The sequence below is a fragment of the Agrobacterium sp. 16-172Ci genome, assembly GCF_053522725.1.
In genome coordinates this window covers 73,271-94,779 of sequence record NZ_JBNWBW010000021.1, presented here as the reverse complement: position 1 = coordinate 94,779, position 21,509 = coordinate 73,271, and the positions used below count along the sequence as shown (strand labels likewise).

General features: G+C 59.6%; 20 protein-coding genes. 3 read left to right on the top strand and 17 right to left on the bottom strand.

Annotated features, from left to right (window positions below):
• Window positions 1-14 precede the first annotated feature (14 nt).
• Window positions 15-320, top strand: coding sequence for a DUF1127 domain-containing protein (locus ACQZ40_RS18405; RefSeq protein WP_448748414.1), 306 nt, complete (start codon window positions 15-17; stop codon window positions 318-320).
• Between the two features lie 134 nt (window positions 321-454).
• Here the strand turns inward: ACQZ40_RS18405 and ACQZ40_RS18400 are convergent, their stop codons facing one another.
• From ACQZ40_RS18400 to ACQZ40_RS18330, 15 genes are all read right to left on the bottom strand, one after another.
• Entirely contained in the window at window positions 455-859 is a 405-nt protein-coding gene (locus ACQZ40_RS18400) for a hypothetical protein (RefSeq protein ID WP_065655218.1), read from the bottom strand.
• 79 nt (window positions 860-938) lie between these two features.
• A complete protein-coding gene (gene purQ / locus ACQZ40_RS18395; RefSeq protein WP_137410602.1) occupies window positions 939-1,610 on the bottom strand; it encodes a phosphoribosylformylglycinamidine synthase subunit PurQ in 672 nt (223 codons plus the stop codon).
• Window positions 1,611-1,629: 19 nt separating this feature from the next.
• Window positions 1,630-1,872 (bottom strand): phosphoribosylformylglycinamidine synthase subunit PurS, encoded by a 243-nt coding sequence (gene purS / locus ACQZ40_RS18390; protein ID WP_003507918.1) that lies wholly within the window; start codon window positions 1,870-1,872, stop codon window positions 1,630-1,632.
• A 56-nt stretch (window positions 1,873-1,928) separates the two neighbouring features.
• Window positions 1,929-2,693: a phosphoribosylaminoimidazolesuccinocarboxamide synthase gene (gene purC / locus ACQZ40_RS18385; protein WP_003520440.1), complete on the bottom strand. Its 765-nt coding sequence runs from the start codon at window positions 2,691-2,693 to the stop codon at window positions 1,929-1,931.
• Window positions 2,694-2,896: 203 nt separating this feature from the next.
• Window positions 2,897-3,460 (bottom strand): alpha/beta hydrolase, encoded by a 564-nt coding sequence (locus ACQZ40_RS18380; protein WP_174044550.1) that lies wholly within the window; start codon window positions 3,458-3,460, stop codon window positions 2,897-2,899.
• An 81-nt stretch (window positions 3,461-3,541) separates the two neighbouring features.
• Entirely contained in the window at window positions 3,542-4,849 is a 1,308-nt protein-coding gene (gene purB, locus ACQZ40_RS18375) for an adenylosuccinate lyase (RefSeq protein WP_142845083.1), read from the bottom strand.
• Between the two features lie 60 nt (window positions 4,850-4,909).
• Complete coding sequence (locus ACQZ40_RS18370) at window positions 4,910-5,437, bottom strand: hypothetical protein (protein WP_078052783.1); 528 nt, start codon at window positions 5,435-5,437, stop codon at window positions 4,910-4,912.
• A 44-nt stretch (window positions 5,438-5,481) separates the two neighbouring features.
• Window positions 5,482-6,159 carry a ribulose-phosphate 3-epimerase gene (gene rpe / locus ACQZ40_RS18365; protein ID WP_003520447.1) on the bottom strand — a complete coding sequence of 226 codons (678 nt, stop codon included), beginning with the start codon at window positions 6,157-6,159 and terminating at the stop codon, window positions 5,482-5,484.
• Window positions 6,160-6,291: 132 nt separating this feature from the next.
• Window positions 6,292-7,419 (bottom strand): ABC transporter substrate-binding protein, encoded by a 1,128-nt coding sequence (locus ACQZ40_RS18360; protein ID WP_174036137.1) that lies wholly within the window; start codon window positions 7,417-7,419, stop codon window positions 6,292-6,294.
• 89 nt (window positions 7,420-7,508) lie between these two features.
• Window positions 7,509-8,039, bottom strand: coding sequence for a helix-turn-helix domain-containing protein (locus ACQZ40_RS18355; protein WP_078052784.1), 531 nt, complete (start codon window positions 8,037-8,039; stop codon window positions 7,509-7,511).
• A 1,441-nt stretch (window positions 8,040-9,480) separates the two neighbouring features.
• Window positions 9,481-9,906, bottom strand: a complete 426-nt coding sequence (locus ACQZ40_RS18350; protein WP_448748413.1) for an NUDIX domain-containing protein — start codon at window positions 9,904-9,906, stop codon at window positions 9,481-9,483.
• Window positions 9,907-9,914: 8 nt separating this feature from the next.
• The gene (locus tag ACQZ40_RS18345; RefSeq protein WP_003520451.1) at window positions 9,915-11,411 is read right to left on the bottom strand and encodes a DEAD/DEAH box helicase; all 1,497 of its coding nucleotides are present in this window, start codon (window positions 11,409-11,411) and stop codon (window positions 9,915-9,917) included.
• Window positions 11,412-11,630: 219 nt separating this feature from the next.
• Window positions 11,631-12,929, bottom strand: coding sequence for a M23 family metallopeptidase (locus tag ACQZ40_RS18340; RefSeq protein ID WP_220318712.1), 1,299 nt, complete (start codon window positions 12,927-12,929; stop codon window positions 11,631-11,633).
• A 92-nt stretch (window positions 12,930-13,021) separates the two neighbouring features.
• Entirely contained in the window at window positions 13,022-13,846 is an 825-nt protein-coding gene (locus ACQZ40_RS18335; RefSeq protein WP_174036136.1) for a ferritin-like domain-containing protein, read from the bottom strand.
• A 14-nt stretch (window positions 13,847-13,860) separates the two neighbouring features.
• Window positions 13,861-14,328, bottom strand: a complete 468-nt coding sequence (locus ACQZ40_RS18330; protein WP_020810868.1) for a peroxiredoxin — start codon at window positions 14,326-14,328, stop codon at window positions 13,861-13,863.
• A gap of 233 nt (window positions 14,329-14,561) precedes the next feature.
• Between ACQZ40_RS18330 and ACQZ40_RS18325 the strand changes: the two genes are divergently transcribed.
• Window positions 14,562-17,945 (top strand): YhdP family protein, encoded by a 3,384-nt coding sequence (locus tag ACQZ40_RS18325; protein WP_065655194.1) that lies wholly within the window; start codon window positions 14,562-14,564, stop codon window positions 17,943-17,945.
• 46 nt (window positions 17,946-17,991) lie between these two features.
• On the opposite strand, the gene tyrS is transcribed toward ACQZ40_RS18325, so the two are convergent.
• The gene (gene tyrS / locus ACQZ40_RS18320) at window positions 17,992-19,245 is read right to left on the bottom strand and encodes a tyrosine--tRNA ligase (protein WP_065655193.1); all 1,254 of its coding nucleotides are present in this window, start codon (window positions 19,243-19,245) and stop codon (window positions 17,992-17,994) included.
• A gap of 148 nt (window positions 19,246-19,393) precedes the next feature.
• On the opposite strand from tyrS, the gene ACQZ40_RS18315 reads away from it, so the two are divergent.
• Window positions 19,394-20,518: an anhydro-N-acetylmuramic acid kinase gene (locus ACQZ40_RS18315; protein WP_448748412.1), complete on the top strand. Its 1,125-nt coding sequence runs from the start codon at window positions 19,394-19,396 to the stop codon at window positions 20,516-20,518.
• Between the two features lie 250 nt (window positions 20,519-20,768).
• Here the strand turns inward: ACQZ40_RS18315 and ACQZ40_RS18310 are convergent, their stop codons facing one another.
• On the bottom strand, window positions 20,769-21,446 hold the full coding sequence (locus ACQZ40_RS18310) for an alpha/beta hydrolase (protein WP_035263309.1): 678 nt from the start codon (window positions 21,444-21,446) through the stop codon (window positions 20,769-20,771).
• Between the last annotated feature and the right edge of the window lie 63 nt (window positions 21,447-21,509).

Here is a 21,509-nt window from a genome sequence, read left to right as displayed (position 1 = left end):
ACAATAGGTGCAATATGCGCAAGATGGATCAATACCTTTCGACAGCGGATACACTCTATCCTGATAGCTACGAACGGGAACGCGTGTTCCGCGATGCCGGCGACATGGTCGCACCGGCGCCCTTTCCGGCCAAGATCGCCCGCACGCTTATTGGTCGCCTGATTGCGGGCATATCCTCATGGCAGCGGAAACGTCAGGGGCGCTTCGCCCTGCGGGAGCTTTCGGACGATCTGCTAGACGATATCGGCGTTACGCGGGATGAAGCCTTGAGGGAGGCGGCAAAATCCCGGCTCTTCTCCTGGCCGCCGCGGCCCCTTTGATTTTTTGTCGGAGAGCGGCGCCTTCTTTCCCCGGCGCCAAGCAGCCATTCGGCAACCCGCCACGCCAATCCCAACCGGCGCTGGCGGGTTTTTTTATGCCGACCGCGTTCTCACGGGGTGCCGGTGCCTGTCGATCAGCAGCCCTTGCCGCCGTTCGCCCAGCGCTTGACGTCGGTTGCGATGCGGCCGGAAAGGGCTTCGTTCATCACGGGGCCGAAAGCATCGAGCTTTGCCGGGTTGCCTTCTGCCTGAACCACCAGCATGGGGCGCGATTCCGGGCTGTTGCGCGGCACGAGCAGGATGCGCGGACGGCCGGAGAAGGAGTTGAGTTCCGGCGCCAGGCGATAGGCCTTGAACGCCGCGTCGCCCGATTTGAACCAGCAGGCATTCGCGCCAAGCGCGATCCGTTCCATGGTCGGCAGGGCCGCGCGGGAGACGGAGGAGGAAGGCTGCGGTTTCGGCTGGCAGGCAGCGAGTGCGGCGGCAGCGAGGATCAGTCCGGTGGCTTTATAGGCATCGTATCGAAGAATGCGGGGCATCAGGTCATCCAGAAGAAGAGCCGAAACATAGCCGGAAGCCGGCATCAAAAAAGGCGGGCTTGAAACCCGCCTTGGTCTATCAGGCTGCGATGACGCCAAGCGCCGAAGCGAAGAGGCCGCGGCCGTCATTGCCGCCATGGGCGGCTTCGATCAGGTTTTCCGGGTGTGGCATCATGCCGAGAACGTTGCCCTTGGTGTTGATGACGCCTGCAATGTCGTTCAGCGAGCCGTTGGGATTGGTGCCCTCGGCATAACGGAACACCACCTGGCCGTTGCCTTCAACCGACTTCAGCTCATCCGCATCAAGGAAGTAGTTGCCGTCGTGATGGGCGACGGGGCAGCGCAGGATCTGGCCCTTGTCGTAAGCGCGGGTGAAGTCCGTGTCGTTATTGGCGACTTCGAGCTTCACTTCGCGGCAGACGAATTTCAGCGAGGCGTTGCGCATCAGCGCGCCCGGCAGCATGCCCGCCTCGACCAGAATCTGGAAGCCATTGCAGACGCCGAGAACCTTGACGCCCTTTTCCGCCTTTTCGCGGATGGCCTGCATGACCGGCATGCGGGCGGCAATGGCGCCGCAGCGCAGATAGTCGCCATAGGAGAAGCCGCCGGGAATGACGATCAGATCGACATCGGGAATGTCCGTTTCCGTCTGCCAGATGGTGACGGGCGCCTGACCGGAGATTTTCGTCAGAGCCGCGATCATGTCGCGGTCGCGGTTGAGGCCGGGAAGTTGGACGACAGCGGATTTCATGGACGGCGGCTCCTGGGCTTCAGAGGATGGCGATTGCGTAGTTTTCGATGACCGTGTTGGCCAGCAGCTTTTCGCACATTGCCTTCAGGTCGGTCTCGGCCTTGGCCTTGTCGGCGCCTTCCAGCTCCAGGTCGAAGACCTTGCCCTGACGGACATGGCCGACGCCACCGAAACCGAGGCTGCCGAGCGCGCCTTCGATTGCCTTGCCCTGCGGATCGAGAACGCCGTTCTTCAGCGTAACAGTCACCCGTGCCTTGATCACCTGATCTTCTCCTGATTTTACCCTTGCGGTGTCGATATTATTTCACGAGGCCGATATTACTTCACGAGGACAGGGCCGGTGCCGCGGATCGGTTCGTTTTCATTGATGATGCCGAGACGGCGCGCGACTTCGGAATAGGCTTCGAGAAGCCCACCCATGTCGCGGCGGAACAGGTCCTTGTCCATCTTTTTCTGAGTTTCGATGTCCCACAGGCGGCAGCTATCGGGCGAAATCTCGTCGGCGAGGATGATGCGCATCATGTCGCCTTCGAAAAGGCGGCCGCATTCGATCTTGAAATCGACGAGCTGGATGCCGACACCGAGGAACAGGCCGGACAGGAAGTCGTTGACGCGGATGGCGAGCGCCATGATGTCGTCAAGCTCGGCGGGGTTGGCCCAGCCGAAAGCCGTGATGTGCTCTTCGGAGACCATCGGGTCTTCGAGCTCATCCGACTTGTAATAGAATTCGATGATGGAGCGCGGCAGAACCACACCTTCCTCGATACCGAGGCGCTTCGACAGCGAGCCGGCAGCGACATTGCGCACGACGACTTCGAGCGGGATCATCTCCACTTCCTTGATCAACTGCTCGCGCATGTTGAGGCGGCGGATGAAGTGCGTGGGAATGCCGATCTTGTTCAGATGCGTGAAGACGTATTCGCAGATACGGTTGTTCAGCACGCCCTTGCCGTCAATGACTTCATGCTTCTTCTTGTTGAAGGCGGTCGCATCGTCCTTGAAGAACTGGATAAGCGTGCCTGGCTCCGGACCCTCGTAGAGGATCTTGGCCTTGCCTTCGTAAATACGGCGGCGACGGTTCATAATTGCAGGTCTCTTGGTTGACGCCGATTCTGGTGGCGTTGCGTTTGGTCTTTGAAGCGGTCCCATAAAGGAAAAGAGTGCATTCTACAATGCGGCTCGCATATTTCCCTTCAATTCTTGTGACAGGCCGGGGAAACCGCTGCGCCCTGAAATGAGGCTTCCGTGGCTGATCGAAGGGGAGGCGGTCCGCAGGGCCGGTGCCGTCAGGGCTCGACAGCCTTCAGCCGGCTCAAAAACTGCGCGAAGACCATACCGCCTTCCGGCCACGGACCATGGCCCGACTCGGTGTTGATATGGCCGGACATGCCGGCGTCGATCAAAAGCGAGCCCCAGGCGGCGGCAATGTCATCGGCATGTTCATAAGAGCCGAAAGGATCGTTGCGGCTGGCGATGGTGATCGCCGGGAAAGGCAGCGGATCGCGCGGGTAAGGCCCGAAGGTCATCAGGTGCTTCGGCCGGATATCGGGATTGGCGACATCGGGCGGCGCGACGAGCAGCGCGCCGGACACCTTCTTGCCGATTTCCGGCAAGGCATGGATGACGGTCGGCACACCGAGCGAATGCGCGACGAGGACGATGGGTTTGGTGGAGGCATTGACCTCTTCCACCAGCCGGGCGACCCAGTCTTCCTTCACGGGTTTGGACCATTCGGCCTGCTCGACGCGGCGGGCGGTGGAAAGCTTGCGCTCCCAGCGGCTCTGCCAGTGGTCGGGGCCGGAATTGGTATAACCGGGGACGATCAGGATATCTGCTTCTGAAACTTTCATGCGCCCATATCTGTGTTGCGATGCCGCCGCGATCAAGGTCGCGGCGGCATTAACTTCAAGGTCTCAAACTCAGCTCAAGTCTCAGGCGTTGCCGAAGACGCGGGTGAAGATCGTGTCGACATGCTTGGTGTGGTAGCCGAGGTCGAACTTTTCGCGGATCACCTCTTCGGGAAGTGCGGCGCGCACTTCTTCGTCACCCAGCAGTTCCTCAAGGAAATCGGCGCCCTGTTCCCAGACCTTCATGGCGTTGCGCTGTACCAGACGGTAAGCGTCTTCGCGCGATACGCCGGCCTGCGTCAGCGCCAGGAGAACGCGCTGCGAATGCACGAGGCCGCGGAACTTGTTCATGTTCTTCAGCATGTTGTCCGGATAGATCACCAGCTTTTCGATGACGCCGGCCAGGCGGTTCAGCGCGAAATCCAGCGTGACAGTGGTGTCGGGGCCGATGGCGCGTTCGACGGAGGAGTGGCTGATATCGCGCTCGTGCCACAGAGCCACGTTTTCCATGGCCGGAACGACCGACATGCGCACCAGACGGGCAAGGCCGGTCAGGTTTTCGGTCAGAACCGGGTTGCGCTTGTGCGGCATGGCGGACGAGCCCTTCTGGCCGGGAGAGAAGAACTCTTCCGCTTCCAGAACCTCGGTGCGCTGCATGTGGCGGATTTCGATGGCGACGTTTTCAATCGACGAAGCGATGACGCCGAGGGTTGCGAAGAACATGGCGTGGCGGTCACGCGGGATGACCTGCGTGGAGACCGGCTCGGGAATTAGGCCGAGCTTGGCACAGACATGTTCTTCGACGCGCGGGTCGATATTGGCGAAGGTGCCGACGGCGCCGGAGATCGCACCCGTGGCGATTTCCGCACGGGCATTAACGAGGCGCTCACGGTTGCGGTACATCTCGGCATAGAAGCGGGCAAAGGTCAGGCCCATGGTGGTCGGCTCGGCATGGATGCCGTGGCTGCGGCCGATGCGCACCGTGTTCTTGTGTTCGAAGGCGCGGGTCTTCAGCGCCGCCAGCACCCGGTCCATATCGGCGAGCAGCAGATCGGCGGCGCGTACGAGCTGGATGTTGAGCGTGGTATCGAGCACGTCCGACGAGGTCATGCCCTGATGCACGAAACGGCTGTCGGGACCGACAAATTCGGCAAGATGGGTGAGGAAGGCGATGACGTCATGCTTGGTGACGGCTTCGATCTCATCGATGCGGGCGACGTCGAAGGTGGCGCTGCCGCCCTTTTCCCAGATGGTCTGGGCAGCGGACTTCGGGATAACGCCGAGTTCGGCAAGTGCGTCACAGGCATATGCCTCGATCTCGAACCAGATGCGGAACTTTGTTTCCGGCGACCAGATGGCGACCATTTCCGGCCGGGAATAACGAGGGATCATGGCAATGACTTTCTTTGTGGAGGAAATTTGCTGCCCGTTTAGCAAAGTGTTCCGGTAATCTCAATCTATCAAGCTACATGCCTCTGTTGCTCGTTGCGCACGTCGGCAGAGGATCGCGCCCGCAGGCAGGAGCGGAACGATGGCAAAGGGAAAATATAAGCCAGGGCCGAGAATGCAGAACTGGTAAATCGCGCCGAGCGATGTGAAGAGCTGCTGGAAAAACCAGATGCGGGAGAATGCCGGCGCGTGCCATTGCGCATAAAAAATACGGTATTCGAAAGCGAAAAACGCCGCCGCAACTGCCAGCGTGAAAAAAGCGATGGCAAGACAGGCCGCCACGAAACGCAGCGGCAGGGCGGCTGAAGCAGGGAGAAGGTGCAGCGCCGCCATGGCCAGCAGCCAGCCGAAGAGGCCGCCCGCGAAGAAAAGCATGATTATGTCGGCGGCATGGTCGGTTTCCAGCCGGTTCCTGACATAGAGGCCGATAGCGGCGGCGGCGCTGGAACAGACGGCCCAGACAAGCGCGCCGAGCAGCGGAAACAGCGCTGCCGAAGCCGTGTCACGGAAACCCCGCCTGTCGCTTTCCATGCCGATCCCCCAACGGCTTGCCGTGCGCCCTTCGGCGGCGGCGGTTATGTCCGCGCGGCTTCCGCTGCGTGGCGCAGTTGCGCGACCGTCTTGCGGTAGTCGGCAACGCCGTCGCCCTTGAAGATGGCCGAGCCGGCCACCAGCGCATTCGCACCGGCGGCAACGATCGCGCCTGCGGTTTCCGCCGTCACGCCGCCATCCACTTCGAGTTCGATGGGCCGGTCGCCGATCATGGCCTTTGCCGCGCGGATCTTGTCCAGCATGGCCGGAATGAACTTCTGCCCGCCAAAACCGGGGTTGACGCTCATGATCAGGACGAGATCGACGTCATCAAGAACGTTTTCGATAACTGAAAGCGGTGTTGCGGGGTTGAGCGTCACGCCGGCCTTTCTGCCGAGCCCGCGGATCGTCTGCAGCGAGCGGTGCAGGTGAGGCCCGGCTTCGGCATGCACGGTGATGCTGTCGCAGCCCGCCTTGGCGAAGGCTTCGAGATAGGGATCGACGGGCGCGATCATCAGATGGCAGTCGAAGAACGCCATGCTGTGCGGCCGCAGCGCCTTGATGACATCCGGCCCGAAGGAGATATTGGGGACGAAATGGCCATCCATCACATCGAGATGAATCCAGTCCGCGCCCGCTTCCGTGACATCGGCGACTTCCTGTCCGAGCTTGGCGAAATCGGCAGCCAGAATGGACGGGGCTATGCGGATGGGCAGGGACATGGGGCAAACTCCTCTCGACGCGTTGCGTAAGCTGCCTTTAACACCAAGTATCGGGGTTTGAAACGGCCGGTCGCGCGGTTGCCGGCGGTTTTCAGCTGCGTTTCCTCGAATTTTCGGCGGCGCGGGTTTCGCCTATTGTCTTTCAGCCTTGTCCGCCGGTTCGAAGCGCTGGCCGTTCCATCGCTGCAGGCGATAGGGATTGTCCGAAAGATCATGCGACGGGTTGAAGCCGAGATCGCCGAGAACGGTTTTGAAAAGGGTGCCGCCCGCCAGTATCTCCGGCGCGGGTTTCGACTGCGCCTGTGTGGCTTCCGCAAGGGCGGCGGTGAGTTCCGCTGCCGCATAGGCCGGCAGGACGTAACCTTCCGGCTCGATGCCGGCGCCGCGCAGTTCGCCGGCAACCGCCTGGGCCGATGGCAGGGTATCATAGGCCGGGCGGGTGACCGCCAGCACATTCGCGGCCAAGGGGACCGGATTGTTGGCCGCATTCATGGCATCGCCGCCCATGAGGGTGAGGGGAATGTTCTCCGACCCCGCGTCTCTGGCAATGATGGCGACGTCGTTGCGTTCCGCGCCGACGAAGACATGGGAAATGCCGGTGCGCGCCAGCCGGCGCACCAGCGCCACCTGCTGTTCCTGGTTGGGACGCATCGTATCGGCAAGGGTGGGCTTCAGGCCGTTTTCCTCGAGCGACGAGCGGATGCGGTCGACCAGCTCGCGGCTGTAGATCGTGCCGTCATCCACAAGTCCGATGGAATGTCCCTTCCAGTCGCGCAGGATGATCTCCGCGATCCTGTCCGATTCGGCCCTGTCAGACGGGGCGAGGCGAAAGAGCGGCCAGCCATACTTCAGGGCGTCTTCCATCAGGATCGGCGCGCGGCTGGAAAGCGTGATGGCGGGAATGGCGGCCGCTTTCAGCGGTGGCAGAACATCCTGAAGCGTTTCGGTGCACAAGAAACCGATTGCGGTGCTGACCTTGGCGGCCACGAGGCCATCGGCTATCGCGCCGCCGCTGCCATCTTCGCAGCTTTCATGGATTTCGACGACATCCAGCCCGAGCTTTGCCGCCGCCGCCTTCGCGCCCTGCCGTACCTGCTGCCCCAGAAGTTCGTAAGGACCGCTCTGGGGCGCAACAATGCCAATCGATGCCGCGCTTGCTGAGCCCGCAAGGGCAAAACCGGCGATGATCGTTAGCAGGCGAAGTGAAAGCATGACGTGATAGAAATCCTGTTGTCCCGGCTTGATGTTTATCGGCAACAACCGGTTTTCCAAAGGAAAAATACGCGCGCTTCACGGACATTCCCGCAAAACCATCATATTGCCCCGTGTGTCTGCATTGTTTGTGAGGATCAGCTCGCCGATCTTTTGCTGGTTTCCGGGCTTGTGCGCCTGGAGAGCAACTCCTCTCCAAGGCTTTGCTCTACCCACGGCAACTGGGACATAAGATCGTTCCAATCGAAGGATGAGCCGGCGCGGCGGGTCAAATTATTATGCCATCTGGTCAACTCCGCGAAGCGCTGATCGTCGGTTATCCTCACCTCATGGTCGCGGTAAACTTTGTTGATCAATCTTCCGAGAGGATTGATCAGATCCACTAAAAGCTGATGTGAGCTATAGTCTGCGCTCGCCGATTGCCCACCTTCGAACATATCTCCATGTCCCGTCACCAGCCATGATATGTTCACGCCAAATTCCCGGTGGTACGCGGAAAGCAGTTCGGCATCGGGCACGCGTTCGCCCCGCTCATAATGCGCCAGCCCGCTTTTGCTGATTGCCAGTCGGTTGGCGAAGACATCCCGGTCATCGATATCGAACGCCGCCCTCACAGCGCGGAGGCGTTTTCCTAGGGCTGTCTTGGGCTCGACTTCTTTCCTGGCCAAATTCCTTTAAATTAAATCACAAATGGAGTTTACAAAAATCCAAATGTAATTTAATCCTCTCTGTGTTCGCATGTCATCCATTGGGAGCGCGTCTGCCAGGACGCACTTGTTTTAATAGGTTATTTAGCACTGTGTTAAAGGCATCAGCAAGATAGAGAGCACGCTTCGTTCCATTGCATAGAATCAAATATCTCGCCGTTGAATGCTTGATGATCGTTCGCGGTCTTCAAGACGATTCGATTGTGAAGCGTTGACGACAATTTCTGGAGACACAGATCTCTAAAAAGGCGGCCGCGATGCGCGTTGAAAGGTCAGGGTTGCTACGCAAAGTATTCGGTTCGGCGACTAAGGGCCTTGCAATGCTCGTTTTGTGCCCATTTATTTTGTTGTTCGCGATTGTCGTGATGGCGATGGTCGTGATTTCCCCCGCGATAAAGCCAAGAGAAGAAAGACATCACTGATCGGAATTTCTTCCACGCCAAATGTATTTGGCAGCCAACGGCGTACCATCATGGAAAGAAAATGGAGAATATTGCCAAAAATATCATACTTTATTTTAGGTGCAGGTTTTTATTATTGGTTTTAATCGTCTCCATTTTAATGTGGGGGCTTATCATTCTTGGCATCCGACTGATTATATCGAAGCTGTAACTGCATGAATTCAGGGATTTAACATCGCAATGGGATGTTGCCTCCGTGCAGCCTCGAGTCTGCGTCGGAAAAAACGCCACATGCGTCAATTTTAAGTTGTTTTTACCGCCGGAGGCTGAAGATGATCGTTGTCGTTGATTTCCCACAGAATCTTAATCATCTACCTGTTTCCAAGGCGGGAAGACGTCAGCGAGGATGAACGACGGTATTGCTTTATAAAACTATTATATTTGTGGAGTAGAGATGCAATTTGGGAAACGTGAGCTATTAAGTCTGCCTTCTAGAGTGCAGCCCACAAAAATGCACATTTTATTCCCATTTTCCTAACTTGCTGATATATATTCAAAATATGTAAAGCTTCATGGCGTGGGCAAGTTTTTCCTCGCGGTTTTTTCGCATTTGCGAGAAGATTTGCTTGACGGAAAGTAAATGATTAGCTTAGATGTAACTGTTTCAGGGGACGACTGAAATTGGCTGTAATAGGCCTCGGAAAGTGTTCCGAATATAAGCACTGCCAGACTATATTGGGTTTCATATTCTATTTTTTTCATTACGTATAAACCGCTTCGGGAAACTGGGGCGGTTTTTTACGTGGAGCTAATTTAAGCAATTTAAAATTGAATTAGGAAACTCCTGCGCAAAGACGTTCTTTCATTTTCGAATTTATGGAAAAGATATCGCGCGGAGGGAGCGAAGCCGGCTCCGAAGTCCACATCAACATAACTGCTTGATATGCCGGTTGACGGACATTTTCGCCCGCGAGCGAGTTCGGTCGGCCGTCTGTGCGGCTTTATTTCAGGGCGGCCAGGGCGTCCCTGGCAAAGGCGGAGATGGGTTCGGGAAGCTTATCCGGATCGAACCAGCCGATGGAGGAAAGCTTGTCGGGTTCGGTCAGTGCCGGCTCACCCTGCGCATCGTGGGTGACGAAGATCAGCGAAACCCAGTGGTGGCGATCTTCCGGATCGATGAATTCGCTATGGCAGAGGAATTCGACGTTGCCGATCTTGAGCCCGGTTTCTTCTTCGGCCTCGCGGCGTGCCGCGGCGAGGGAAGTTTCAAGGTGATCGACCTTGCCGCCCGGAATGCTCCAGTATCCGGCTTCCGGCGCCTTCAGACGCCGGCATAAAAGCACGCGGCCGTCACGCATGATGGCGAGGCCGACGCCGACACCCGGAAAATCGAGACCTGGCCTGGAGGTCGGCGTCATGCTGTCCATTCCCGCGGTCAGGCCTTGGCGTTGGCCACGATCAGCATGAAAGCGGGGATGTCGTCGCCGAAGCCAACCGGTGTCGGGCCATCGTCATGGTCGCGATAATGGCGGCGGCGGTCGCGGTTGTCGTCATTGGCGTGCAGCGGATTGCGGCTGTTGCGGTCGGAATTGCGCGGGGTCTTTTCCTGCTTGCGTTCTGCTTTCACCTTGTCGTCTCCATGAGCCGCGATGTCCGTGTCCGCAGCGGATTGTGCACCCTGATTGATGTTTTCGACCGGCGCTGCGTCGCGACGGTTGCGGTCGCGGCCCCTGCCGCCCCGTTCCTTGCCCCGGCGGCCGGAATTGCTTTCAAAGCTTTCCATGGGCGCGGGAAGGGTGGAGAGGTCACCGTTCTGCCACTCGATCTTTTCGCCGATCAGCTTTTCGATCGCGTCGAGATACTTCGTGTCGCTCCTGGTGACGATGGTGAAGGCCTTGCCCGAGCGGCCGGCACGACCGGTACGGCCGATGCGGTGGACATAGTCTTCCGAATGAATGGGAATATCGAAGTTGAAGACGTGGCTGACATCGGGGATGTCCAGGCCGCGTGCGGCAACGTCGGAGGCGACGAGCAGCTTCAGATTGCCGTCCTTGAAGTTCTGCAGCATGGTGGTGCGCGAACGCTGGTCCATGTCGCCATGCAGCGCGCCGACGGAAAAACCGTGACGGTCGAGCGAACGGAAGAGGTCGGCCACATCCTTCTTGCGGTTGCAGAAGATGATGGCGTTCTTCAGTTCGGCTTCTTCGGCGCGGACGAGATCGCGCAGCACGGCGCGCTTTTCATAGTCCTTGTTGTGCGCGGCAACGATGCGCTGGGCAACGGTCTTTGCCGTGGAGGAGGGCTTGGCGACCTCGACACGAACGGGGTTCTGCAGGAACCGGTCGGCCAGCTTCTGGATTTCCGGCGGCATGGTGGCCGAGAAGAACAGCGTCTGCCGGGTAAACGGGATCATCTTGGCGATACGCTCGATATCGGGAATGAAGCCCATATCCAGCATACGGTCGGCTTCGTCGATGACGAGGATTTCCACGCCGGTCATCAAAAGCTTGCCGCGCTCGCAATGGTCGAGAAGGCGGCCGGGGGTGCAGATCAGCACATCGGCGCCGCGCTCAAGCTTGCGGTCCTGGTCTTCGAAGGAAACGCCGCCGATCAGGAGCGCGACGTTCAGCTTGTGATTCTTGCCGTATTTCTCGAAGTTCTCCGCCACCTGCGCTGCCAGCTCACGGGTCGGCTCAAGGATCAGCGTGCGCGGCATTCTGGCGCGGGCGCGGCCCTTCTCGAGCAGGGTGAGCATCGGCAGAACGAAGGACGCGGTTTTGCCCGTGCCGGTCTGTGCGATACCGCAGATATCACGCTTTTCCAGTGCCGGCGGAATGGCGCCAGCCTGAATGGGTGTCGGCGTCGTGTAGCCGGCATCTGCAATAGCGGAAAGAACTTTTTGGCTCAGGCCAAGATCAGAGAATGTTGTCAAAGGAAGAACTTTTTCCGTTCTGGTTCGGTAAGAACACCTGCGTGCCGCGACGGCACTTGCAAAGACTTGGCGCGGGGATATGCCCAAATTGCCGGAAAGTCAAGGAAACAACGGGAAAAGCGCGCGAAACAGCGGGGTTCGGGCGGGGCATCTTGGCCTTTGGTGCAGATTTCAGCGATTTATAGTAAAAAGCGCAAAAAAAGCATTAAAATCGGGCTGCTATTTTAAATAGGTTTTGAGTTCCGTTCCGGCGATCAGGAACCGCATCGGATCGACTGGCGTATCGTTGCGGCGCACCTCGTAATGCACATGCGGACCGGTGGAGCGGCCGGTGCTGCCGGCGCGGCCGATGACGTCGCCGGCCTCGACCCTGTCGCCGGCTTTCACCAGAATCGCGGAGAGATGGCCGAATCGCGTCGAGACGCCCTGGCCGTGATCGATTTCTACCATATTGCCGTAGCCGCCGGAATTTTCCGCGACCGTCACCTTGCCCGCGCCGGTGGATTTGACGTCAGCACCGGTTTCAGCACGAAAATCGATGCCGGTATGCAGGGCCGGGCGGCCGAGAAACGGATCCATCCGGTTGCCGAATCGGCTGGTGATCGCCCGGCCGGGGGCCGGGTTGCCGAAGGGCAGGGTGGTCGCGGTTTCCTTGACGATGTCGAGCCGGTTCAGCGCATTGTCGAGATTGGTGAGCGACAGGTTGAAAGGATCGGTGTCCCCGCGCTCGGGGTCGGCATAGGGGCCGCCTATGTCGTCATTGCCGTTCTCTTCGATTTTCAGGCCCGCCTGCCGGATGATGTCCTGCATCGCATTCGCTTTGTCCTCGGCGTCGCTGGTTAGTCTGGCGATGCGCGATATCTGCTGGCGTTCGATATCCTTCAGCGACAGGGTCACCTTGGAAAACACCCGGTCGGCCCGGTCGGACGGCGTTTCGCCGGCTTCGGGTACATAGGCGGCGCGTCTGTCCGATGTGGCCGGCTTTTCCACCTGCGGCTTGCGTGGCGTCATCAGCTTTTCGATGGCTGAAAGGCCGCCGGAGAGGTCAGCGCGTTTTTCCGGCGCCATGGCGTTCGAAAGAGAAGAGGGTGCGGCCGGGGAGGCGGCGATGCCGGAATTTTCGGCGCGCTCCAGCAATTCGCTCATTCGGCCGTGCCGCGAGGTCAGCGCCGCCTGCTGTTCCAGCAGCTTTTCCACTTTCTTTTCAACGACCTGTTGATCGAGCAATTGCCGGGAGGTGACACGGTCCACCTGAGCTCTCAGCGCTGCAATGCGGTCTTCATAGTCGTTCTGCATGCGGGTCTGGCGGGCCATGGTCGCGCCGATCAGGTCGTCACGCAAAATGAGATAGCCTGTGGCTCCGAGATAACCGAGCGAGAAAAGGCCGATCGTGCAGCCGGCAAGCGCCGCCATCCACGGACGGATGGTCATGTGCCGCACCCTGTCGCCGCGCGCGAGAATGAGCACGTGAGGCTCACGCTTTTTGCCGAATACCCGGTTTTCCGCCGTATCAGTCACAATCTCTCTCCGGACTGGCCGATTTCTTAAGGGAAATCATAATTCGTTAAGGTTAACGAAGTTTTGCCGGAGAGGCTTTTTGGCGGTGTCGGCTATTGGCTGACGGATGTGAGCGAGCGGTAAAAGGAAGGCGTCAGGCCGGCCTCGGCGCGGGCGATGTCGTTGAAGGGCGGTTTCAAAGGGCCGCGGAAATTCGCGCGCACCAGCTGCCTGAAGGTTGCGGCCGGGTCCTTCTTTTCACGGGCGCACAGGAACCGGAACCATTTCGCGCCGATGGCGACATGGCCCTTTTCGTCATTATAGATGACATCGAGAACGGCGGCGCTTTCGAGATCGCCAGTCTCACGCATCTTCGCCTGCAGGGAAGGGGTGACGTCCAGTCCGCGCGCTTCCAGGATGAGCGGGACGACGGCGAGCCGTGCAGTGAGATCGTTGCGGGTGGAATGCGCGGCCTGCCAGAGCCCGTCATGGGCCGGCAGATCGCCATAGTCGGCGCCGAGGCTTCTCAGCCTGTCCCGCACCAGCCGGAAATGTTTCGCCTCCTCGAAGGCGACCTGCATCCAACCGTCGAAAAAGGAATGCGGCACCGGCTCGCTGGCATAACGGGCGACGATATCGAGCGCGAGATCGACGGCGTTGAGTTCGATATGGGCTATGGCGTGCAGCAGCGCGATGCGGCCCCTGACGCTGTGTAGGGAGCGGCGTTCCACGGCGGTTGGCGGCACGAGTTCCGGCTTCTGCGGCCTGCCCGGCCGCTCAGGCAGCGGCGGGTCGAGAGGCGAGCGCAGCGACAGACGGCGCTCGAACCAGCGTGTCGCCGTTTCCTGCGCGAGTGCGGTCTTTCTGTCGAGATCGGCGCTCACGATGGCATCCGTCGCGCCGCCTCGCAGCGAGATGATTTTGAACGGGGGCGTCACGACGGGTTGGTCCCTCAGAGCTTCTTCACGGCCTCGAGAACGGCCTGGGCATGGCCCGCGACCTTAACCTTGTTCCAGATTTCCGCGATTTTTCCATCCGGGGCAACGAGGACGGTCGTGCGTTCGACACCCATGTATTTTTTGCCATACATGCTTTTTTCCTTCCAGACGCCATAGGCTTCCAGAACCTTCCTCTCCTCGTCGGAAGCGAGCATGACGGATAGCGAATGTTTTGCCGCAAACTTGTCGTGGCTTTTAACGCTGTCGGGCGAAATGCCGATGACGACGGCGTTGGCTGCCTCGAATTCGCCGCCCAGCGCGCTGAAGTCGATGGCTTCTGCGGTGCAGCCGGAAGTATCGTCCTTCGGATAGAAATAGAGGATGACGGCCTTGCCTTGCAGTTTGGACAATGTCACCGTCCCTTCACCGTTGCGGGGCAAAGTAAAATCGGGAGCCGGGCCGCCAATCGTCAAGTCTGTCATAATCTACCTTTCTTTCGCCGGGATGTTGAGGAAAAGTCGCCACATTCGATATATAGCGAAACCGCGCGTCGTCCAGATCACTATTTAGATTTCAGGTCGAACGATCTTAAATCTCAATCGTTATCCGGGCTAAAGAATTAAAGCGGGATTCCGGACGAAAACCGCTTACACTTTTCGCCATCCCGCTTCGGTGTTGCGGCGAAACAAAGCTATTCAAGGGCAAACACGGGCGTATGGCTGAAGTCAGGGGTGAAAAGGTCAAGTTCGGCAGACGCGATATCATTGCGCTGCACGATCTTCCTTCGGCGCAGGCCGAAGATCCCATCATCGTGCATTGCCCGGCGCCGCGCTCCATGGTGCGCGCCTTCATCAAGATTTTCGCAGCGCTTTTCGTGCTGGCCTTCCTGTCCATCGGCGGCATCATTCTTTCCGTCGAGACAGGATCGATCGACGCGACGCTTTCCAGCCAGGCGCAGCAGGCGCTGGAAAGGGCGCTCGGCCCCCATTACAGCGCGCGGATCGGTTCTTCGGCGATCAGGTTTTCCACCGGGCTGCGCCTTGCGCTGGTGGCGGAGGACGTGGATATCATCGAGAAGGAATCCGGCCAGCATATGAGCCGGGCGCGGGCAATCGGCATGGCGCTCGATCCGCTTGCGCTTCTGACCGGCCGTGTCTCGGTGGAAAGCCTCGAGGCCGACGGGATGGAGCTCGATACGGCGCTTTTGCCCAAGGGTAACGGGTTCGATCTCGCCAGCGTCAAGCTCGACGCCGTGCCGCAGCAATTGCAGGAGGCCTTCGGGCAGCTCGACAAGCTCGCTCAGGCTTTTCTGAGCAGCGGAACCGAGGAAATCGATATTTCCAGCGTTTCGATTCACCTGCCACCCGGAGAGTTGGGCAAGCCGCGCACCGTCGAAGTGCGTGAACTGTCGCTGACGCCCGATCAGCAGGGCGGATATTCGCTCGATGGAGAAACGCTATTCAACGGTGAAATTGCCAGCGTGTCGCTGCAGACTTCGGGATCGGGCGGCCGGATAGACGGTTTTGAAGCCCGCATCGACGGTTTCGATATCGGCCCGTTTCTTGAGAAATACGATCCCGACGGAAATCTCCATGAAGGCCTGAACGTCAAGACGGGTATCAATATTGTCGCTCGGCGCGCCATGGAAGGGCAGGAGCCACAGCTGGAAATTGCGCTCGGCCTCGGCAATGGAACGCTGATGATCGGCGGTGAGTCCCAGACCTTTACGGCTGGCAACGTCCACGCGCGTTATGACTTTGCCAAAAGCACCCTTGTCATCGACAATTCGCGGCTGGAGCTTGGGCGGACAATTCTTCCGGTCGCCGGTGAAATCAGCGATACGGAAGAAGGTTTCGGCCTTTCGCTGCGGATCGATAACGCCGTTGCTTCGTCCGAAGCTTCGGGCGAGGCCCCGGTTCCTTTCAGCCTGAAGGCGGACGGACATTTTACGGCGGCGACGAAGCAGCTCGACGTTCCCTCGCTTTATGTGACAGGCCCGCTCGGAGACATGGCGGGATCGCTGAAAATCCGGTTCGGCCAGGGGTCGCCGGAAATCAGTTTCGGCGGGCAGATTCCGAAGATGGAGGCCACGGCGGTCAAGCAGCTCTGGCCGTTCTGGATGGCGCACAAGCCGCGCGACTGGGTGGTCTCCAATCTCTACGGCGGCACCGTCACCAATGGTTCAATCGCTGTCTTCATCCCGCAGGGGCGGATGTGCGGCCCCGGCTGCCCGCTGGTGCTCGGCGAAAGCGAAATGCAGATCCGCTTCGATATAGACGATACGCGTCTCAATACCACCGGCGACATTCCACCGTTGCGCGATGTCGACGCGCATTTCGATCTCGTGGGCGGCAAAATGGCCGTCGATATCAAGCGGGGAACATCCTATTTCCCGTCGAACCGGTCGCTTGCGCTGGAAAATAGCCGTTTTCTCATTTCCGCTGTTTACGACAAGCCGCTGCTCGGAAATCTCGAACTGAACGTTTCGGGCTCGGCCGATGCCGTGGCCGAGCTTGCGGCGCTCAAACCCATCAATGCGCTCAAGAATACGCAGTTCAAGCCGGAGGATTTCACCGGCGATGTCAAAGCCCATGCTAACCTGACCGTTGGCCTGCTTTCCAGCCATAACCCGCCTCCGCCGGTGTGGACGGCCGATCTCGATCTGAAGAACCTGTCGCTGACCAAGCCCTTTGCGGGCCACAAGGTGACTGCGCTCGACGGTTTCATGACGCTGGACGACCGCCAGCTCAAACTGGAGGGCAGGGGCCGCGTGGACGACGTCCCGATGGACATCGTGATGACGGAGCCGGTGAGTAAGAACAGCGATATCGCGCCGACGCTGTCGCTGAAGGCAAGCCTGAACGAAACGCAGGTTGCCAAGCTCGCTCCGGAACTTTCCACGGTCCTCGGCGGCACGACGGCGATTGAAATCGACGGCGCCGACCCGAAACGCCAGGATATCCGGCTCGATCTGACCAAGGCGTCGATCATTCTGCCGGGGCTTGGCTGGAGCAAGGGCATCGGCATTCCCGCCAGCGCCGCCTTCACCATGGAAATGGGAGACGGGCGCACGACGATCAGCGACTTCTCGCTCGACGGCGACGGCTTCGGCGCTGCCGGCGATATCGCCTTCAGCAAGAACGGGCTGATTTCCGCCGATCTCAGCCGCGTGCAGCTTTCGCCCTCCGATAATTACGCCGTTTCGGTCGCCGCTTCGAAGAACGGCTATATCATCAATGCATCGGGGAAATCCGCCGATGTCAGGCCTTTCCTCTCGAAGCTTCGCAGCTCTTCCGGCAGCGGCGACGGGACGTCGCGTTCGCAGCCATCCCTTGCCATCAAGACGCAATTCGACAAGGTCTACGGGTTCAACGATGAAATCCTTGCCAATGTCAGTTCCGATGTCAGCGTGCGGGATGGCAAGGTTCGCTCCATCGATTTCCGTGGCGTCACCGGCAATGGCCAGGCGGTGGTGGCGCAGACCGTCAATCGCGGGGCGACGGGAACCGTGACGCTGACCAGCAGCGATGCGGGTTCGCTTGCCCGTTTCGCCAATATCTACAGCCGCATTCGTGGCGGCCTTCTCAACCTTGCGCTGACGACCTCCAATGGCAGCGACTGGAGCGGATCGCTCGACCTGCGCAATTTTGCCGTCGTCAACGAAGCCAAGCTGCAGGACATCGTCGCCACGCCGACGGGCGAGGACGGCAGGAGCCTCAACAATGCGGTGCGCCGCAATATCGATGTCAGCTCGGAAAAATTCCAGCGCGGTTTTGCCCGGGTCGTTTACGTCAACGGTTCGGTGGCGGTGGAAAACGGCGTCGTGCGCGGCGAGCAGATCGGTGCGACTTTCCAGGGGCTTTTGAAGGACCAGAGCGGCCGCATGGACATGACCGGCACCTTCATGCCCGCCTACGGCCTGAACCGGCTGTTCGGCGAGCTACCCTTCATCGGCATCTTCCTCGGCAATGGCCGCGACCGGGGCTTGCTCGGCATCACCTTCAAGCTCTCCGGCCAGACGGACCAGCCGAAGCTGACGATCAATCCGCTGTCGCTGATCGCGCCGGGCGTCTTCCGGCAGATTTTCGAGTTCCAATAAAAAAGGGCCGCTTTCGCGGCCCTTGGTAACGGGTCTGGCGCGGGTGTTACGCCGGGCGAACCAGAACGTGCTTCTTCTTGCCGACCGACAGCTTGATGACGCCGTCGCCGGTGATTTCACCGGAACCGACCGTCTGGCGCTCATCCGAAACGCCAATGTCGTTGATCTTTACCGCACCGCCCTGAACATGGCGGCGGGCCTCGCCGTTCGAGCCGGCGAGACCGGCGCGGACGATGAGCGAGAGAACGCCGAGGCCGGCATCGAGTTCGGATGCCGGAACCTCGATGGAGGGCAGGTTTTCGGCGAGCGCACCTTCTTCGAAGGTCTTGCGCGCCGTCTCGGCCGCTTCTTCTGCCGCTGCGCGGCCATGCAGGATAGCCGTCACTTCGGTCGCGAGGATTTTCTTCGCCTCGTTGATCTCCGATCCGCCAAGGGCGGCGAGCCGGGCGATCTCATCCATCGGCAGCGTGGTGAAGAGTTTCGCAAAGCGAACCACGTCCGCATCTTCCGTGTTGCGCCAGTATTGCCAGAAATCATAGACCGGCAGCAGGTCCTTGTTCAGCCACACCGCGCCGGAAGCCGACTTGCCCATTTTCGCACCGGAGGAGGTGGTCAGAAGCGGCGAGGTCAGGGCGTAGAGCTGCGGTGTCCCCATGCGGTGACCGAGATCGATGCCGTTGATGATGTTGCCCCACTGGTCGGAACCGCCCATCTGCAGGCGGCAGCCGGTGCGCTGGTTCAGCTCCACGAAATCGTAGGCCTGCAGGATCATGTAGTTGAATTCGAGGAAGGACAGGGACTGTTCGCGGTCGAGGCGCGTTTTGACGCTGTCGAAGGACAGCATGCGGTTGACCGAGAAATGGCGGCCGACATCGCGCAGGAATTCGAGGTAGTTCAGACCACGCAGCCAGTCGGCATTGTTGATCATCAGCGCCGGGTTCTCGGCGCGATCGTAATCGAGGTAGTTGGCGAAGACATGCTTGAGCGAGGTGATGTTGTCTTCGATCATGTCGATGGTCATCAGCTTGCGGGCCTCTTCCTTGAAGGAGGGATCGCCGACCATGCCGGTGCCGCCACCCATCAGCGAGATTGGCTGGTGGCCGGTCTTCTGCATCCAGTGCAGCATCATGATCTGGGTGAGGTGGCCGACATGCAAACTCGAAGCCGTCGGGTCATAGCCGATATAGGCGGTCACGGTTTCCTTGGCGAACAGTTCGTCGAGACCTGCCTCATCGGAGATCTGGTGAATGAAGCCGCGCTCATCGAGCGTGCGGAGGAAATCGGACTTGAACCTGGACATAACCTTTTACTTTCTGGTTTGATCTTTGCGGCCATCGAAAACCAATGACCGTCGCGGCTTTATCATTGTTTTTTGAAATGTGCACCCGTTTCGGCCATGAATGTCGGGATTCACTCCATGATGATTCGTGATTGCAGGGGAGCGGCAGGTGGGCGAGGTCAAAACGGCAATCGGGCTGATGAGCGGCACATCGATGGACGGCATCGATATCGCCCTGTTGCGCACGGATGGCGAAAGCGTGGTTCGGCATGGGCCGAGTGGGTATTTCCCCTATGATCCGGGCCTGCGCGCCATCTGGCAGAAGGCATTGGTCACAGCCAAAGCCATTCGTGAACGGCGCGAACGTCCCGGTGATCTGACGGAAGCCGAGCGCAAGCTGACGCTTGCCCATGCGGCGGCGGTCAAATCCTTCCTCCATCGTCACCGCCTCCAGCCCGGCGATATCGATGTGATCGGCTTTCACGGTCAGACGGTGCTGCACCGCCCGGACGAGGCGCTGACCGTGCAAATCGGCGACGGCGCGCTTCTGGCCTCCGAGACCGGCATCGATGTGGTCTACGACATGCGGGCAAACGACATGGTCCATGGCGGGCAGGGCGCGCCGCTGATCCCGGCCTATCACATGGCGCTTTCCGCCAATCTGCCCGATGGGTTCGAAACGCCGGCCGTCTTCGTCAATATCGGCGGCATTTCCAATCTCACCTATATCGGTGAGGCGGGGCGGCTTGCCGCTTTCGACAGCGGGCCGGGCAATATGCTGATCGACCAGTGGATCGAGGCGCATACGGGCAAGGCTTTCGACAAGGGCGGCAAGACGGCGGCGGGCGGCAGCGTCGTCGCGTCGCTGGTGGCGCGTTATATGGAAAGCCCGTTTTTTTCAGCCAATATCCGTCGGTCGCTGGACCGCAGCGATTTCGTGCCGCCGAAAAAGGGGGAGGTCTCGCTGGTGGATGGGGCGCGGACGCTGGCTCATCTGACAGGGGCTGCCATTCTGAAGTCGGCAAGTTATCTGCCGGAGGCGGCGAGGACCTACGTGGTCTGTGGTGGTGGGCGGTTGAACCCGGTGATCATGGAGGAGTTTGGTAACCTTGCCGCCAAGGTCGGCGCACGTGTGATTGCGGCGGAAGAGGCGGGGTTCGATGGCGGCGCGATGGAGGCGGAGGCCTGGGCCTATCTGGCGGTTCGGTCGGTCAATGGTTTGCCGCTGACCTATCCCGGTACGACGGGGGTGAAGGAGCCGGTGACTGGGGGGGTGTTGGTGCGATCGGAATGACGATCATAGTATAGAACGGAGGGCTTGGCTCACCCCCCTCTGCCCTGCCGGGCATCTCCCCCTCAAGGGGGGAGATCGAATCGTGGCGACCTTCCGGTCATTTTCGACGTAGAAACTTGGGCGAGGAGCAGGCGTCTAGCTGATCTCCCCCCTTGAGGGGGAGATGCCCGGCAGGGCAGAGGGGGGTAAGCCACACCCACCATCGATCATTGTCTTTAGATCAAAACCTACCCTGCCAATGCTCGGCCAATCACCGAATGCGCTTGGCCGCCGGTTCCGGCACCAGTTCGCCATTGAGGCGGCGGTCGAGATAGTCCTCGCATTCGCCCATCAGGTCGTCCACCTTGCCGTTGAAGAAGTGGTTGGCGCCGGGAACGGTGCGGTGGGTGATGAGGATGCCCTTCTGGGTCTTCAGCTTCTCCACCAGACCGTTCACATCCTTCTCAGGCGCGACCTTGTCGGAATCGCCGTTGATGATGAGGCCCGACGACGGGCAGGGGGCGAGGAAGGAGAAGTCGTAGGTGTTGGGCTGCGGCGCAATCGACATGAAACCTTCGATTTCCGGGCGGCGCATCAGAAGCTGCATGCCAATCCAGGCGCCAAAGGAGTAACCCGCGACCCAGCAGCTTTTCGAATCGGGATGCAGGCTCTGCACCCAGTCGAGCGCGGAAGCGGCGTCGGAAAGCTCGCCGGCGCCATGGTCGAATTCGCCCTGGCTGCGGCCAATGGAGCGGAAATTGAACCGGAGCGTCGTGAAGCCGCGCTTCTGGAAAAGATAAAAGAGCTGATAGACGATCTGGTTGTTCATCGTGCCGCCAAACTGCGGGTGCGGATGAAGGATGATCGCGATCGGCGCGCTCTTTTCCTTGGAGGGTTGATAACGGCCTTCGAGGCGACCCGCAGGGCCGTTAAAGATGACTTCGGGCATTGGTACTCCGGTCGTGTTTTTTCATTCTCCAACCGCATTCTTCCGATGAGAAGACTTGACGAA